The 14,230-nt window shown below is 33.1% G+C and carries 17 protein-coding genes; 1 reads left to right on the top strand and 16 read right to left on the bottom strand.

From position 1 onward, the window contains the following. Positions 1-109: 109 nt before the first annotated feature. The 16 genes from RR561_RS06130 to RR561_RS06060 form a co-directional block, all read right to left on the bottom strand. The gene (locus tag RR561_RS06130; protein WP_332506672.1) at positions 110-379 is read right to left on the bottom strand and encodes a FoF1 ATP synthase subunit delta/epsilon; all 270 of its coding nucleotides are present in this window, start codon (positions 377-379) and stop codon (positions 110-112) included. Continuing rightward, entirely contained in the window at positions 379-1,779 is a 1,401-nt protein-coding gene (atpD, locus tag RR561_RS06125) for a F0F1 ATP synthase subunit beta (RefSeq protein ID WP_332506671.1), read from the bottom strand. The genes RR561_RS06130 and atpD overlap by 1 nt, the downstream gene beginning before the upstream one ends. Before the next feature lie 10 nt (positions 1,780-1,789). Beyond that, positions 1,790-2,788, bottom strand: a complete 999-nt coding sequence (atpG, locus tag RR561_RS06120) for an ATP synthase F1 subunit gamma (protein ID WP_332506670.1) — start codon at positions 2,786-2,788, stop codon at positions 1,790-1,792. A gap of 22 nt (positions 2,789-2,810) precedes the next feature. After that, the gene (gene atpA, locus RR561_RS06115; protein ID WP_332506669.1) at positions 2,811-4,313 is read right to left on the bottom strand and encodes a F0F1 ATP synthase subunit alpha; all 1,503 of its coding nucleotides are present in this window, start codon (positions 4,311-4,313) and stop codon (positions 2,811-2,813) included. 16 nt (positions 4,314-4,329) lie between these two features. After that, positions 4,330-4,872, bottom strand: a complete 543-nt coding sequence (locus RR561_RS06110; RefSeq protein ID WP_332506668.1) for a F0F1 ATP synthase subunit delta — start codon at positions 4,870-4,872, stop codon at positions 4,330-4,332. Next, complete coding sequence (gene atpF, locus RR561_RS06105; protein ID WP_332506667.1) at positions 4,872-5,372, bottom strand: F0F1 ATP synthase subunit B; 501 nt, start codon at positions 5,370-5,372, stop codon at positions 4,872-4,874. Before atpF ends, RR561_RS06110 begins: the two co-directional genes overlap by 1 nt. A 44-nt stretch (positions 5,373-5,416) precedes the next feature. Beyond that, positions 5,417-5,677 (bottom strand): ATP synthase F0 subunit C, encoded by a 261-nt coding sequence (gene atpE / locus RR561_RS06100; RefSeq protein WP_332506666.1) that lies wholly within the window; start codon positions 5,675-5,677, stop codon positions 5,417-5,419. Between the two features lie 109 nt (positions 5,678-5,786). After that, the gene (gene atpB / locus RR561_RS06095) at positions 5,787-6,497 is read right to left on the bottom strand and encodes a F0F1 ATP synthase subunit A (protein ID WP_332506665.1); all 711 of its coding nucleotides are present in this window, start codon (positions 6,495-6,497) and stop codon (positions 5,787-5,789) included. Between the two features lie 3 nt (positions 6,498-6,500). Then, positions 6,501-6,890 carry an ATP synthase subunit I gene (locus RR561_RS06090; RefSeq protein ID WP_332506664.1) on the bottom strand — a complete coding sequence of 130 codons (390 nt, stop codon included), beginning with the start codon at positions 6,888-6,890 and terminating at the stop codon, positions 6,501-6,503. Positions 6,891-6,894: 4 nt separating this feature from the next. After that, positions 6,895-7,077, bottom strand: a complete 183-nt coding sequence (locus tag RR561_RS09075) for an AtpZ/AtpI family protein (RefSeq protein WP_334309598.1) — start codon at positions 7,075-7,077, stop codon at positions 6,895-6,897. A 358-nt stretch (positions 7,078-7,435) separates the two neighbouring features. Then, positions 7,436-8,065 (bottom strand): uracil phosphoribosyltransferase, encoded by a 630-nt coding sequence (gene upp / locus RR561_RS06085; protein WP_332506663.1) that lies wholly within the window; start codon positions 8,063-8,065, stop codon positions 7,436-7,438. 277 nt (positions 8,066-8,342) lie between these two features. Then, positions 8,343-8,786: a ribose 5-phosphate isomerase B gene (gene rpiB, locus RR561_RS06080; RefSeq protein ID WP_332506662.1), complete on the bottom strand. Its 444-nt coding sequence runs from the start codon at positions 8,784-8,786 to the stop codon at positions 8,343-8,345. Between the two features lie 169 nt (positions 8,787-8,955). Next, positions 8,956-9,996, bottom strand: coding sequence for an L-threonylcarbamoyladenylate synthase (locus RR561_RS06075; protein WP_332506661.1), 1,041 nt, complete (start codon positions 9,994-9,996; stop codon positions 8,956-8,958). Between the two features lie 156 nt (positions 9,997-10,152). Then, positions 10,153-11,217 (bottom strand): peptide chain release factor 1, encoded by a 1,065-nt coding sequence (gene prfA, locus RR561_RS06070; RefSeq protein ID WP_332506660.1) that lies wholly within the window; start codon positions 11,215-11,217, stop codon positions 10,153-10,155. Between the two features lie 320 nt (positions 11,218-11,537). After that, positions 11,538-11,873, bottom strand: a complete 336-nt coding sequence (locus RR561_RS06065) for an AzlD domain-containing protein (protein ID WP_332506659.1) — start codon at positions 11,871-11,873, stop codon at positions 11,538-11,540. Further along, positions 11,866-12,606 carry an AzlC family ABC transporter permease gene (locus RR561_RS06060; protein WP_332506658.1) on the bottom strand — a complete coding sequence of 247 codons (741 nt, stop codon included), beginning with the start codon at positions 12,604-12,606 and terminating at the stop codon, positions 11,866-11,868. The genes RR561_RS06065 and RR561_RS06060 overlap by 8 nt, the downstream gene beginning before the upstream one ends. A gap of 714 nt (positions 12,607-13,320) precedes the next feature. Here RR561_RS06060 and prmC point away from each other — a divergent pair. Further along, positions 13,321-14,205 carry a peptide chain release factor N(5)-glutamine methyltransferase gene (gene prmC, locus RR561_RS06055; RefSeq protein WP_332506657.1) on the top strand — a complete coding sequence of 295 codons (885 nt, stop codon included), beginning with the start codon at positions 13,321-13,323 and terminating at the stop codon, positions 14,203-14,205. The last annotated feature ends 25 nt before the right edge of the window (positions 14,206-14,230 follow it).

Raw genomic sequence — 14,230 nt, 5'->3', positions numbered from 1 at the left:
ATCGAAATAAAAAATAATATTAAAAAGCATAATTAAATCATATTGAACATATTTTTTAAACTTTATAATTTTCACAAAAAAACGTGAGGAGAATTCTCCTCACGTTTTTCTATTCTGAATATGGTTCGTCCCAAGCTGCCTTTTCTGTTACAAGTACTGTATTTGTATCATTATCCACTGTTACAAAACCCTTACCTATTTGTGCATCATGAAATTTACCATCAATTTTTACCTTTAATTTCCCTGCTTTAATGCCTGCCACTATAGGTACATGCCCCTTTAATATGGCCCTATCACCTATTGTGGTTTTAAATATAACCATTTCAGCATCCTTGTCATAGAAAATCTTGTTAGGAGTAACTACCTTAAGCTTAAACATTAGTTAGCACTTCCTTTCGCCTTTCTTACTGCATCTTCTATTGTTCCTACAAATAGGAACGCAGATTCTGGAAGACTATCGTGTTTACCATCCAATATTTCCTTAAATCCTCTTATAGATTCTTTTACTGGAACATACACGCCTGGAATACCTGTAAACTGTTCACCTACTGTGAAAGGCTGAGATAAGAATCTCTGTATCTTTCTAGCACGTGAAACGATTATTTTATCTTCATCAGATAATTCATCCATACCAAGAATTGCTATTATATCCTGTAATTCTTTGTATCTCTGAAGTATAGACTGTACTTCTCTAGCTACAGCATAATGTTCTTCCCCGACTATATTAGGATCTAATACTCTTGAAGTTGATTCAAGTGGATCAACAGCTGGATATATACCAAGTGATGATATCTGTCTTGAAAGAACTGTCTTTGCATCCAAGTGTGAGAATGTGGTAGCTGGTGCTGGGTCAGTCAAGTCATCCGCTGGTACGTATACAGCCTGTACAGATGTGATTGATCCCTTCTTAGTAGATGTTATTCTCTCCTGAAGAGCACCCATTTCTGTCGCTAGCGTTGGCTGGTAACCAACTGCTGATGGCATACGTCCTAATAGTGCAGAAACTTCTGAACCTGCCTGAGTAAATCTAAATATATTATCTATAAATAGAAGAACGTCCTGTCCTTCTTGATCTCTAAAGTGCTCAGCCATTGTAAGCCCTGTTAGAGCAACTCTCATTCTTGCTCCTGGTGGTTCGTTCATCTGACCAAATACCATTGCAGTCTTTTTGATAACTCCTGATTCAGTCATTTCACCATAAAGGTCATTACCTTCTCTAGTTCTTTCTCCAACACCAGAGAAAACTGATATACCACCGTGCTGTTTTGCTATATTGTTGATAAGCTCCTGTATAAGAACTGTCTTACCAACACCTGCTCCACCAAATAGACCGATCTTACCACCCTTTAGGTATGGTGCAAGTAAATCAACTACCTTTATTCCTGTTTCAAGTATTTCAGCAGTAGTTTCCAACTCATCATATTCTGGTGCTTCCTTATGAATTGGAGAATACTCTACACCCTCTGGAACTGGCATTAGGTCTATTGGTTCACCCAATACATTGAATACTCTTCCCAAAGTTTCTTTTCCTACTGGAACAGAAATTGGAGCCTTTGTATCCACTGCATCTATACCTCTCACAAGTCCATCTGTTGCACTCATAGCGATACATCTTACTGTATCATTACCTATATGCTGAGCAACTTCGGCTACGATAGTCTTATTATCTTTTGTCTTTATCTCTAAAGCGTTTAACAAGTTAGGCAGATTTTCTTCTGAATCAAACCTAACATCTAGTACAGCTCCTACAATCTGTACAATCTTTCCTACATTTGACATTTTATCCTCCTTACTTTAGAGCTTCAACTCCGGCACTTATTTCAGTAATTTCCTGAGTAACTGCACTCTGTCTTGCTCTATTGTAGCTAAGCTCTAAGCTTTGAATCATTTCATTTGCATTGTCAGTAGCAGATTCCATAGCTGTTCTTCTGGAACCCTGCTCTGAAGCATAAGACTCTACAATACCACCGTTGATTGTACCTGAAATATATGTAGGTATCAAGAATTCCAACACACTTTGAGGTGAAGGAAGGTATTGCACTTTCGCTTTTCCTGTACTTACCTTTGACTTCATCTTCTTAGCATATTCTTCAGCTTCTTGTTTTTCTCTTTGTCTTATTTCTTCTCTTTCGCGAAGTAGATCCTCACTGATAAATACATCTGGATCATCTTCTTGCATATTTTCATTGTATCTTTCTCCTCCGTACTCTAGAGGCTCATCAAATACCAAAGGCAATATTTTGATGGTTCTCGCTTCCTGAGAAAGCGCTGAGAAGAATTGAGTATATGTAAATAAAACTTCATCAATGTCGCCATCAACAAACATTTTCATTAATTTTTCAGTAATTCTACTTACATCTTCATATTCATACTTCTCTACTGATTCTATTTTATCTATTATTTCCACATCCATCTTAGAAAAATGGTCATATGCCTTTTTACCTACTGTTATCACACAATCGTCTACTAGACCCATGTATTTCTCAGCTTCCTTAAATGCATTACCATTGTATCCTCCTGCAAGACCTCTATCCCCTGCAACGATAATGTGGCATCTTTTCTTTAATTCTCTACTCTTTAAAAACTCGCTATTAACGCCCTTTGTATTCATTGAAATCTCAACTATTGTTTCATACAATGTATTAAAATATGAGCTGGATTCATCTGCAGCTAATTTTGCCTTTCTAAGTTTCGAAGAAGCAACTAGATGCATGGCATTAGTAATTTGCTTTGTACTGTTTATACTGGCAATACGAGTTTTTATTGCCTTCATTCCGGCTCCTGCCATTTACATACCTCCTCTGATTGGATTATGCTTCGGCTTTGAACTTAACTTTAAATTCTTCTATAGCATGAGTTAATTCTTCGTTAAAATCTTCAGCCTTAAGTATTTTTTGAAGCAATTCAGGATGTACACTATCTATGTAGTCATATAGTCCATCTTCAAATTCCTTTACCTGATCCAAATCTATATCAGCTAGCAAGTTGTTGATAACAGCAAATATTATTACAACCTGATTTTCAACTTTTACTGGCTTATGTTCACCCTGCTTTAGTACTTCAACGATTCTTTGACCCTGAGCCAATCTTCTCTTTGTATCTTCATCTAGGTCAGAACCAAACTGTGCAAAGGCAGCAAGTTCTCTATACTGTGAGTATGCAAGCTTCAATGTACCTGCAATCTTTTTCATTGATTTAATCTGAGCGGATCCACCAACTCTTGATACTGATATACCAGGGTCTACTGCTGGTCTAATACCTGAGTAGAATAGTTCTGGCTGTAGATATATCTGACCATCTGTAATTGATATTACATTTGTTGGTATATATGCAGATACGTCTCCTGCCTGTGTTTCTATTACTGGTAGAGCAGTCATTGATCCACCACCTAGTTCATCAGATAACTTGGCAGCTCTTTCCAACAATCTTGAATGTAGATAGAATACATCACCTGGATAAGCTTCACGACCTGGCGGTCTTCTAAGTAGTAGGGACATTTCTCTGTATGCAACCGCCTGTTTACTTAAATCATCATAAACTATTAGTACATGTTTCCCATTGTACATAAATTCTTCACCCATTGCAGCACCTGAATATGGAGCAAGGTACTGAAGTGGAGCTGATTCAGATGCAGTAGCTGATACTACTATTGTGTAGTCCATCGCACCATGATCTTCAAGTGTAGATACTAGCTGAGCAACAGTTGATCTTTTCTGCCCTATAGCTACGTATATACATATTACATCTTTGTCTCTCTGATTGATAATAGTATCTACAAGTATTGATGTCTTACCTGTCTGTCTATCACCTATTACCAACTCTCTTTGACCTCTACCAATAGGTATCATTGAGTCAATTGACTTGATACCTGTCTGTAGTGGTTCAAATACTGATTTTCTATCCATTATTCCTGGAGCAGGAGACTCAACTTGTCTAGTTTTTTCAGACTTTATATCTCCCTTTCCGTCAATAGGCTGACCTAGAGCATTTACAACTCTACCTATAAGAGCATCTCCAACTGGAACCTCAACTACTCTTCCAGTTCTCTTTACTACGTCGCCTTCTTTTATGTTTATATCATCACCTAGTATTACGACACCGACAACTTCTTCCTCAAGATTTAGCGCCATACCGTATATACCACCAGGGAATTCAAGTAACTCACCAGACATTGCGTTTTCTAATCCATATACGCTGGCAATACCATCCCCAACGCTAAGTACGCTACCAGTGTCAGTAAGTTTAATTTTATTCTCATAATTTTTGATTTGACTCTTAATTATGGAACTAATTTCTTCTGGTTTTAAATTCATGGGTTCACCACCATTTCTATGATATTACTTGAGATAAGATTTCGCTTAGATCTCCAAGTCTTGACTTGACAGTTCCATCTATCTCTTCGTTTCCTATTTTTACAAGAACACCACCAAGTATGTCCTTGTCTATCTTGTTAGTAAGTCTTACATCCTTATTATATTTAGCAGAAAGTTTTTCTTCCAATTCTGAAATCTGTTCTGGACTTAGAGCTATTGCTGTAAGTACCTGGCCTTCTGCGATATTAAATTTATTATTCAGCATTTGTTTGTATGCTTGAACAATTGATGATAGTTCAGTAGTTCTATCACTATCTATCAGTACCATTAAGAAGTTCTTTGAGTCTTTTGAGACTTCCTTTGCAAATAAATCATATGCAACACCTCTTTTTTCACCTTTTGGTATAAATGGTGATCTTAGTACATCATAAAGATTTTCATTTGAACTTATTACATCATTTAAATCAACTATTTCAGAGTATATTTCGGAAGCCTGATTCTGCTCGTCCGCCAATTCGAACAATGCTCGAGCATATCTATTTGCTACCTGACTAATCATTATTTAGCATCTCCTACGTCTTTAATAAATTCATCTATCAGCTCTTCATGCTTTGACTTATCAATATCTTTTTCAATAACCTTAGATGCTGCTAAAAGTGCAATACTTGATATTTCACCCTTAACGTCATTGTAAGCCTGCTTTCTTTCTTTTTCTATGTCTGCAGAAGCTTTAGTCTTGATATTTTCAGCATCGTGTCTTGCCTGAGAAAGTATCTCAGAAGATTTTTCTTCTGCCCTTCTTTTGGCCATCTCAACTATTTGCTGACCTTCACTTCTAGCAGTACCTACCTTAGTTTCATATTCTGACTTGAACTTTAGGCCTTCTTCTTTTGCCTTCTTACCATGCTCAATATCATTTTTAACGTCTTCTTCTCTTTCGTCCATAATTTTCATAACGGGCTTAAAAAGTAGTTTCTTTAATATCAAAAATAATACTAATGTATTGGCTAGAGTAATAAAAAGCTCCGGTGTCAAGCCAACTAACGGCTTAAATTCCATAGTTCTTCCCCCTTTCTAGTATTTTCAAACCTCATTTGATTTGATTACTTAATCCAAGGGTTAACGAATATAAGTAATATAGCTATTACTAGACCGTATATTGCTGAAGACTCTGCAACTGCCTGACCTAGTATCATTGTAGATACGATGTCACTCTTTGCTTCTGGCTGATTTGCAACTGCTTCAGCACCCTTACCTGCAGCGTAACCCTGACCCATACCTGCACCAAAACCTGTAGCTACGGCAATACCTGCACCTATAGCTGAACCTGCGATTGCTATTCCTAAACTCATTCCTTCTAACATTGTGTTTTCCTCCTGTTTACTTAATTTTCTTTTAATAAAGTGTTTATTATTATATTATATAGTTTTCACTATACTATAGCGTTACTTTCATTTTTAACTTGCTTTCCAACTACTCTTCTTCTGGAACAACACTACTAACAAATACCATTGTTAACATTACAAATATAAATGCCTGTAGGGATCCTGCGAAAAGGTCAAAATACATATGAAGTGGGACTGGTATCAAAAACTGTCCTACTGGAATACTCATATGTGGTATTAGAGTTGAAATATATTGTAATAAGCTGTAGACCAATCCCATAATTATTGTTCCACCAAGTATGTTACCAAATGGACGGAAACTTAGTGAAATAGGTCTTGCTAATTCTCCTATAATATTAAGAGGTGCCATTAAAGGCGTTGGCTCTATAAGTGATTTGAAGTATTTTGGACCATTGAACTTTACTCCCATTACATAAATCATAAAGAATGTTATTAATGCCCATCCTACTGTTGTATCCAAATCAGTAGTTGGCGATTTAAGTGCTAAAAGCCCAACCAAGTTCGAAGATAAGAAGAACAACATTATTGTTCCTATATATGAAGTAATCCAAGGAACTCTAGATGTAAATGTTTCACCCATAGTTTCTTTTACTAACTTCCTCAGTGCGCCTATAGCCCACTCAAGAAAATGTTGCCTCTTACTTGTCGGTACCTTCTTTAGATCTCTAGTGAGTATAAATGCTGCTATAATTAGAAGTAACATTATAACCCACTGTACAACTATTGTCTCACTGATCTTTAGATTACCCAAGTAAAGGACATATCTGGCTTGATCCATATTTTATTCCTCCTTTCTCTTAATTTTTTTAAATACTAGCTGTTGCAATTTTATTACTAAGCCTGTACTAATTAATCCCAATGCTACTGTATATACGCTGATACTTTTATTTACTGCTGCAAACACTAATATCGCTGCATATAGAGTAAGTCTTAACATATACCCAAACATAGCAGCAACACTGGCCTTTCCTTTATTTTTTTCCACCAAATCAACAACGTTTTTGGTAAGCATTAACAAGGCCAAAATAGACACTAAACTACCTGCTATCAAACCGCCGACTGTGGCAAAGGACAACTTTTTAATGATTAGCATAATTAATATAATTACACAATCATAAATTCCAATTCCTATTAATATTTTTTTAATATCATTAAGTATTTTACTATCCAAGGCATCACTTCCTTTTCTTTATATATGATTCAAGAGTTCTATATAAACTAACAAAAGCGCTACCTATCCCAAGCAATATGAATATAATTGCAAATAAAGGTGCGGTATTTAGTCTTCTGTCAAGGTATATACCCACATAAGCGCATCCAAAAACGCATATTACTACTATTAATCCAAGTTGTGTCAATAAGGATAATGACTTTACTATCTGAAACCATTGTTTTTTATTCAATTAAATCTCTCCATTATCATTTTAATTTTAAAAAGTAGTATTTCAAACTTGTTACACGAGTTACATTTTATCACTAAATCTTATGATATTCTATCTTTTAACAATAATTTTACATTCCGTTTACCTTCTATATTTTTGCATTAACTGTATCTTTTAAAAATTTAAACTTTTCTAAATAAAAAGACTTTTTAAGAAGTCGTTAGCCCTATATATATTATTTTCTTCAACTAACAGTATTTAATTAGTGGTAAAATGTAACATAATAATTCAGAGGCTGTATGATATAGTATATCATACAACCTCTGCAATTCAATTATTTTGTGCCAAATAGTCTATCTCCAGCATCACCTAATCCTGGAACTATATATTTATGATCGTCTAGTTTTTCATCAACTGAAGCGACATATATATCTACGTCTGGATATTTACTATGAACTTCTTCAATTCCTTCTGGAGCAGCAACAAGATTTATAAGTCTTATATTCTTTGCACCCTTTTCTCTTAGCAGTTCAATTGCCGCTGTAGCTGAACCACCTGTAGCAAGCATAGGATCTACTAGAAATACTTCTCTTTCTCCTATATCCTGTGGTAACTTGCAGTAGTATTCAACTGGCTTGCAAGTTTCTGGATCTCTGTATAGACCAATATGTCCAACTTTTGCAGCAGGTATCAAGCTGACAAATCCGTCAACCATTCCTATTCCAGCTCTTAAAATTGGTACTATTGCTAACTTCTTACCAGCTAAAACTTTAGACTTTGTCTTTCCAACTGGTGTATCTATTTCTGTATCACTTAAAGGTAAATCCTTTGTAACTTCATATCCCATTAACATTGTTATCTCTGTCAATAGTTCTCTAAAATCTTTTGATCCTGTATCTTTCATTCTCATCAATGTCAACTTATGTTGAATTAAAGGATGTTCTGTAATTATTACTTTGTTCATAATATGCCCTCCTAAATTTATGTGCAATTTCTTGTTATTTTTTTTATCTGTTTTTCTTAAAAATATATCGTGGTTATTATAATTCTTTTTGTAACATTATTCAATAGTATTTCCATATTTTCTATATATTATTTTAATAAATTAAATATATTTCATCTATAGAATTAATCTATAGTTTTTAAATTGAATGTTACAAAAACTCTTTTATAAATAATTTCTAATCTTGATTAAATCGTAATAAAATATTTTTTAATACAATTTCAACTCTCTGTTTATACTACTTACCAGCTTCTATTTCCATTATCTTATCTATTCTATTTTGGTGTCTTCCACCTTCAAATTTTGAATTTAGATAAGCATCAACTATGTCAAGTCCTAGACCTACTCCAGTAACTCTTTCTCCTAGAGCTATCATATTTGCGTTGTTGTGTGCTTTTGTCATTCTTGCTGAGAATGTATCTCCAACAGTTGCACATCTTATTCCCTTTACCTTATTTGCAGCTATTCCTATACCAATTCCTGTGCCACATACTAATATACCACAGTCTGCTTGGCCATTTGCTACTGCATCTGCGGCTTTCTTAGCGTAATCTGGATAATCTACAGAATCTGTAGTGTATGTTCCGTAATCTTCAACCTCGTAACTATTTTCTTCAAGGTGCTTCTTAATTGCGTTTTTTAAGTTTAGACCGCCATGGTCACATGCTAATGCAATTTTCATAATACATTTACCTCCATTGTTTTTTATCTTACCTTTTAAACATTAAATTAAACTTAATAACATCTGTTATTTTAGTCTTTTTACAAAATCTATTTTAAAAATAAAGTAAAACCTTTGTCATTGCAAATTATTTGTGCTATTCACGTTAATTTGCATTATTATTTCTCGCTTAAGCCTCTATAATTCTATACCCTGCAGATTTTTTTAATCTGTTCATAATCGCAACGCCTACGCCTTTTTCTTCAAAGCTTTCTGTATAAGCTATATCTATTCCTTCTTTGTCAAGTTTTATCAATTCATCAAATAAATTATGAGCTACATCTTCATAGTTATCACCCAGATTGAATGTCTTGGTATTATATCTGCTTAAATTCTTACCCATGCATAAAACACCTGTTTTCAATCCTTTTTTTGAATTTTCTTCTATCAACTCATTTATTTTTAATACTCTAGCTTCATCATTTCCAGATACTATATATACTTGTGCATCTGGTGAATAATGCTTGTATTTCATACCTGGTGCTTTGGCTTTTATATTATCATCTTTATTCATTATAGATGGATCTATCTCTACCTTACCCAAGACTCCTCTTAACATTTCAAGAGTAACACATCCTGGTCTAAGTACTAGAGGATAGTCTCCAGATAAATCTACTATAGTTGATTCTACTCCAAAGTTACACTCTCCACCTATAAGGATTGCATCTACTCTACCATTCATATCCTCTATTATGTGTTCTGCCTTAGTAGGTGATGGCTTACCAGATATATTTGCTGACGGAGCCGCAATAGGAACTCCTGCTGCTTTAATTATTCTTCTAGCAACTTCATCTGATGGCATTCTTATGGCAACAGTGTCTAAGCCTCCACTTGTTCTATCAGGTATTATGGATTCCTTCTTAAATAGAATTGTAAGTGGCCCTGGCCAAAATTTCTCCATAAGCATCTTTGCTTTTTCATCTACATTTTTTACAAGATCATCTACTTCTGAAATATCAGAAACATGAACTAAAAGTGGATTGTCACTCGGTCTACCTTTTGCTGTATATATCTTTGCCGCTGCATTTTCATCCAATGCATTTGCTCCCAGACCATATACTGTTTCTGTAGGAAATATTACAGTCTTCCCATCTCTTAACATCTTTCCAAACTCATCTATAGTATCCATGTCAATGTTATTTGGATCTATAGTCTTTATTATTGTTTCCATAAATTGTGGCAGATTCTCCAACTTGCGCCAGGGAGGAACTGCCAATCCTCCTTCCAACTATAATTTTATAGTTACTTAAAATTTCTAAAAATTTCTAAAAAAAGGCTCTGGCTTATAAGCCAGAGTCTCAATTAGAAAATTAATTTACACAATCAATTAAAATGATGACATCTTTTCTGTCTGGTCAACTGTTATTAGCGCATCTATCATTTCGTCTAGATCGCCATCTAGGAATGAATCCAGCTTATATAGTGTCAAGTTTATTCTGTGATCACTTACTCTTCCCTGTGGGAAATTGTAAGTTCTTATTCTCTCTGATCTATCTCCTGTACCAACCTGGCTTTTTCTTTCTTCTGCAATACCCTTTTGTTGTTCTGATAAGGCCTTATCATAAAGCCTTGCCTTTAGAACCTTCATAGCCTTCTCTTTATTCTTTAGCTGAGATTTTTCATCCTGACACGATACCACTTCTCCTGTAGGAACGTGTGTCAATCTAACGGCAGAGTCTGTAGTATTTACACACTGACCACCATTTCCAGAAGCTCTAAATACGTCAACTCTAACATCTTCTGGATTAAGCTGTATTTCTACATCTTCTACTTCTGGAAGTACAGCAACTGTTGCTGTTGATGTATGTATTCTACCGCCTGATTCAGTTGTTGGTATTCTTTGAACTCTATGTACTCCTGATTCGTACTTAAGTCTTGAATAAGCTCCCTTACCCTTTATCATAAATGAAACTTCCTTAAATCCACCAGCACCAGTTTCATTTGAACTCATAAGAGTCGTTTTCCATCCTCTTCTTTCTGCATATCTACTATACATTCTAAGTAGGTCTGCAGCAAATAATGCGGCTTCATCTCCACCAGCACCACCTCTTACTTCGACGATTACATTCTTTTCGTCGTTAGGATCTTTTGGTACCAATAGAATCTTAAGTTCCTGTTCTACTTCCTTAAGACTTGCATCTGCTTCAGATAGTTCTAACTTTGCTAGTTCTCTTAGATCTTCATCACTTTCTTCTTCCAATATTTCTTTTGACTCAGCAATCAAGTCACTAGCTGCTCTATATTCTTTATACTTCATAACAATTGGTTCTAGTTCAGAAGTTTCTTTCATTAGTTTTTGCCAAGTTGGCTGATCACTAATTATTTCTGGATCTGCAACTTTTTCGCTCAGTTCTAAATATTTATCTTCCAAAACTTTTAGCTTATTTAGCATTAATTTTCACCTTCCTATATAAATTAAATATCCGATATATCACAAAAAAATTCTTGTAATTTCATCTTTCGTTCCTAAACATAATCAATTAAATATTATAACATAAATACCTACTTTTAACAATAAATAAAGATTAAAATCTCAATATTATCATCTTATATTCGAATTTTCACAAAATATTTTAATAAATAAAACTATTGCTTAGGTTTTATTATATTTTTATTACCTAAATTGTTTTTCTCTTTATAATTATATCTTACACCCAATATAATCATAATTTCTATTTTATACTAATTTTAGTACTTTGGCCTTTTCAAACTTTACAATCTCGAACTTATAAGCATTGCTATAATTATTAGAATACCACCTGATACCACAGATAAACCAATATTTTTAAACTTTATTGAAATTGCTATAACAATGAGCATAGGTAGTAGCTTTATATTTTCTAGTGATAAGAAAATATTTCCATCCTTAAAAAATATATCTTTTACTATCAAAGCAACGAATACTCCAATTGGAATATATTTTATAAATCTTTCAAATTCTTTTGACGTTCCCTTCTCACCTAAAATAACAAACGGAATATATCTCATGGCAAACATACCTATAAATGATATAAATATTATTGCCATCTTTAAAACTGTACTAGTCATAAATATCCCCCTCATTATACCTTGAATTTATTTTTTCTCTTTGCTCCAACTTTTTATCCAAGAAGTATCCTATGCTAGTCACTATAAGAGCTATTATAATAAGGTCTAGACCACCTTGATATATGCTCAATACTGCAAATGATACTATTACCGAGACCACTAGCATCAATAGATCGAGTTTTTTTTCTATTTGTAATACTGTCAGTATTATAAACATGCTAGACATCATGAAAAAGCCTAAGTCGAGAGGTATATCAATTACTTGTCCAAACACTCCACCCAATCCATTTCCTATTAAACCATAAAGACAGGCAAATAAATTTAGATAGAGTGCACAGTCCCCATCCCACTCTTTATCTTTTTCATAGCATATCTTATTTACTGCAAAAGTTTCATCTGTAACAAATTGGGCAAATAAAGCTCTTTTTTTCCCTTTTAAATCTTTGGTATTATTTACCAATGAAGAGCTATACATTATATTTCTAAGATTCGTTATAAGAATTGTAGCAATCAAGTATATAGATATCTGTGGATATATTCCAGCTGATAACATGTTTGCTGCTATAAATACAGCACTACCTGAAAATATTAGACAAGATACCAAGAGTATCTCCAATACATTAAATCCGCTTTTTTGTATCATTGCTCCACCCATAAATCCTAATGATATATATCCAAAAGCTATAGGAATTGACATTTTAAATGCTTTATTAATCTTTTCTTTTCTAGACATAATACTCCCCTATCTGATATCATTAAACCATTGTATACAGTATCCTTCATTTTTTTGTTTTTTCTGAATTATCGTTTTCTTCTCTAACTAACTCTATTATACTATCAATTCATAGATTTTCTCAATCTCAAGTTCAAATTTCTAAAATATTCTTTTTTAAATCTTTTTATTAAATTTTATAGCAAAACTTCAATATTTTTATTTTCAAAAACATATCCCATTAATTTTAATTAAACAATTTGTTTACAAATAAAAAATAAATTTTAAATATATTTTTTTATAAATCTTCAATGAAACTGTCATAATTGAATATTCTTTTTTTTCAGATAAAAAATACGATTTGCATTTCCTATTTTTTAATAAAGTATTTTGTTTATTACATTCCCTGTCATATTTAATTATTAGTTGATAATCTCCCTATTGATTTTATATCTTTTCTAAATCCAAACAGCTTTCTTAATCAAACCTCTTTCTTAATCCAAATATCTCTCTAAAAATGCCTACGATTTATAAAAGTTTAATTTCTATATCAAAACTATTTATAGTTAGGTCTATGAAAATATAGTATACTTATATTCTAGCATGGTTTTAATATATATGTCCTTTCAACCTCGCTGTGATATTACAAATAAATATAAATTTTCTATTAAATAAGAGACAAACTTATTGATTTTTCTGTTTAATTATGGAAATGCTTATATAAAGGAGAGTAAAATGAAAAAATTAAAGGAAATAATCGCTGAATACACTGAAAAACTAAATAGTTCAAGCCCCACAGCTAGATTGGATGTTGAACTACTTCTTTCTAGTGTTTTAGCTTATGAAGATCGAATGCAACTTATCATGAATTATGACAAAGAATTGGATGAAAATAAACTAAAAGAATTTATCAATTTATTTGAAAAGCGTATGGAAAAAATGCCAATCGCTTACATTCTTAATGAAAAAGAATTTATGGGCTTTAAATTTTATGTTGATGAAAACGTACTAATACCCAGACCAGATACTGAGCTGATAGTTGAAGAATTGATTGAACAAATAGACAATTTATCTTCCACTAATCATAATATAAAAGTTTTAGATATGTGTGTTGGTTCTGGTGCAATTGTAATTAGTAGCTCAAAATTAATTAATAACAATAATAATATAAATTTTTATGCTGTTGATATTTCACAGGCTGCACTTTTGGTAAGCCAAAAAAATGCTTTTGATTTAGATGTGAATAATATTGAGTTTATAAATAGCGATCTTTTTAAATCCAAAAAACTTGATTCTTTAAAGGGCAATCTAGATATCATCGTATCAAATCCTCCCTACATAAAAGAAGATATCATACCTACATTAGAAACTGATGTAAAAAGTTTTGAACCGATGATTGCACTATCAGGTGGACAAAGTGGAATGGATTTTTATAATCAAATAATTGAAGACTCTAGAGAATTCCTAAAAATTGGAGGTATGCTTATCTTTGAATCTGGACATGACCAGTCACTAGATATAATTGATAAAATGAAAGAATGTGGATTTTCAGATATATATACAAAAAAAGATATACAGGGCTTTGACAGAATGGTTGCTGGAAAGCTTGCTAGTAAATAATTAAATCTATACAAGGCTTTGATAG

It is taken from the genome of Peptostreptococcus sp., assembly GCF_036639115.1.
In the GTDB taxonomy this organism is placed as follows: Bacteria; Bacillota; Clostridia; order Peptostreptococcales; family Peptostreptococcaceae; genus Peptostreptococcus.
This window is presented reverse-complemented; position numbering and strand designations above follow the sequence as displayed.

What these genes read in the sequence shown, in the direction of transcription:
- RR561_RS06130 (WP_332506672.1), bottom strand. Translation starts at nt 379, where the DNA reads ATGTTTAAGCTTAAGGTAGTTACTCCTAACAAGATTTTCTATGACAAG.
- atpD (WP_332506671.1), bottom strand. Translation starts at nt 1,779, where the DNA reads ATGTCAAATGTAGGAAAGATTGTACAGATTGTAGGAGCTGTACTAGAT.
- atpG (WP_332506670.1), bottom strand. Translation starts at nt 2,788, where the DNA reads ATGGCAGGAGCCGGAATGAAGGCAATAAAAACTCGTATTGCCAGTATA.
- atpA (WP_332506669.1), bottom strand. Translation starts at nt 4,313, where the DNA reads ATGAATTTAAAACCAGAAGAAATTAGTTCCATAATTAAGAGTCAAATC.
- RR561_RS06110 (WP_332506668.1), bottom strand. Translation starts at nt 4,872, where the DNA reads ATGATTAGTCAGGTAGCAAATAGATATGCTCGAGCATTGTTCGAATTG.
- atpF (WP_332506667.1), bottom strand. Translation starts at nt 5,372, where the DNA reads ATGGAATTTAAGCCGTTAGTTGGCTTGACACCGGAGCTTTTTATTACT.
- atpE (WP_332506666.1), bottom strand. Translation starts at nt 5,677, where the DNA reads ATGTTAGAAGGAATGAGTTTAGGAATAGCAATCGCAGGTTCAGCTATA.
- atpB (WP_332506665.1), bottom strand. Translation starts at nt 6,497, where the DNA reads ATGGATCAAGCCAGATATGTCCTTTACTTGGGTAATCTAAAGATCAGT.
- upp (WP_332506663.1), bottom strand. Translation starts at nt 8,065, where the DNA reads ATGAACAAAGTAATAATTACAGAACATCCTTTAATTCAACATAAGTTG.
- rpiB (WP_332506662.1), bottom strand. Translation starts at nt 8,786, where the DNA reads ATGAAAATTGCATTAGCATGTGACCATGGCGGTCTAAACTTAAAAAAC.
- RR561_RS06075 (WP_332506661.1), bottom strand. Translation starts at nt 9,996, where the DNA reads ATGGAAACAATAATAAAGACTATAGATCCAAATAACATTGACATGGAT.
- prfA (WP_332506660.1), bottom strand. Translation starts at nt 11,217, where the DNA reads ATGCTAAATAAGCTAAAAGTTTTGGAAGATAAATATTTAGAACTGAGC.
- RR561_RS06065 (WP_332506659.1), bottom strand. Translation starts at nt 11,873, where the DNA reads ATGACTAGTACAGTTTTAAAGATGGCAATAATATTTATATCATTTATA.
- RR561_RS06060 (WP_332506658.1), bottom strand. Translation starts at nt 12,606, where the DNA reads ATGTCTAGAAAAGAAAAGATTAATAAAGCATTTAAAATGTCAATTCCT.
- prmC (WP_332506657.1), top strand. Translation starts at nt 13,321, where the DNA reads ATGAAAAAATTAAAGGAAATAATCGCTGAATACACTGAAAAACTAAAT.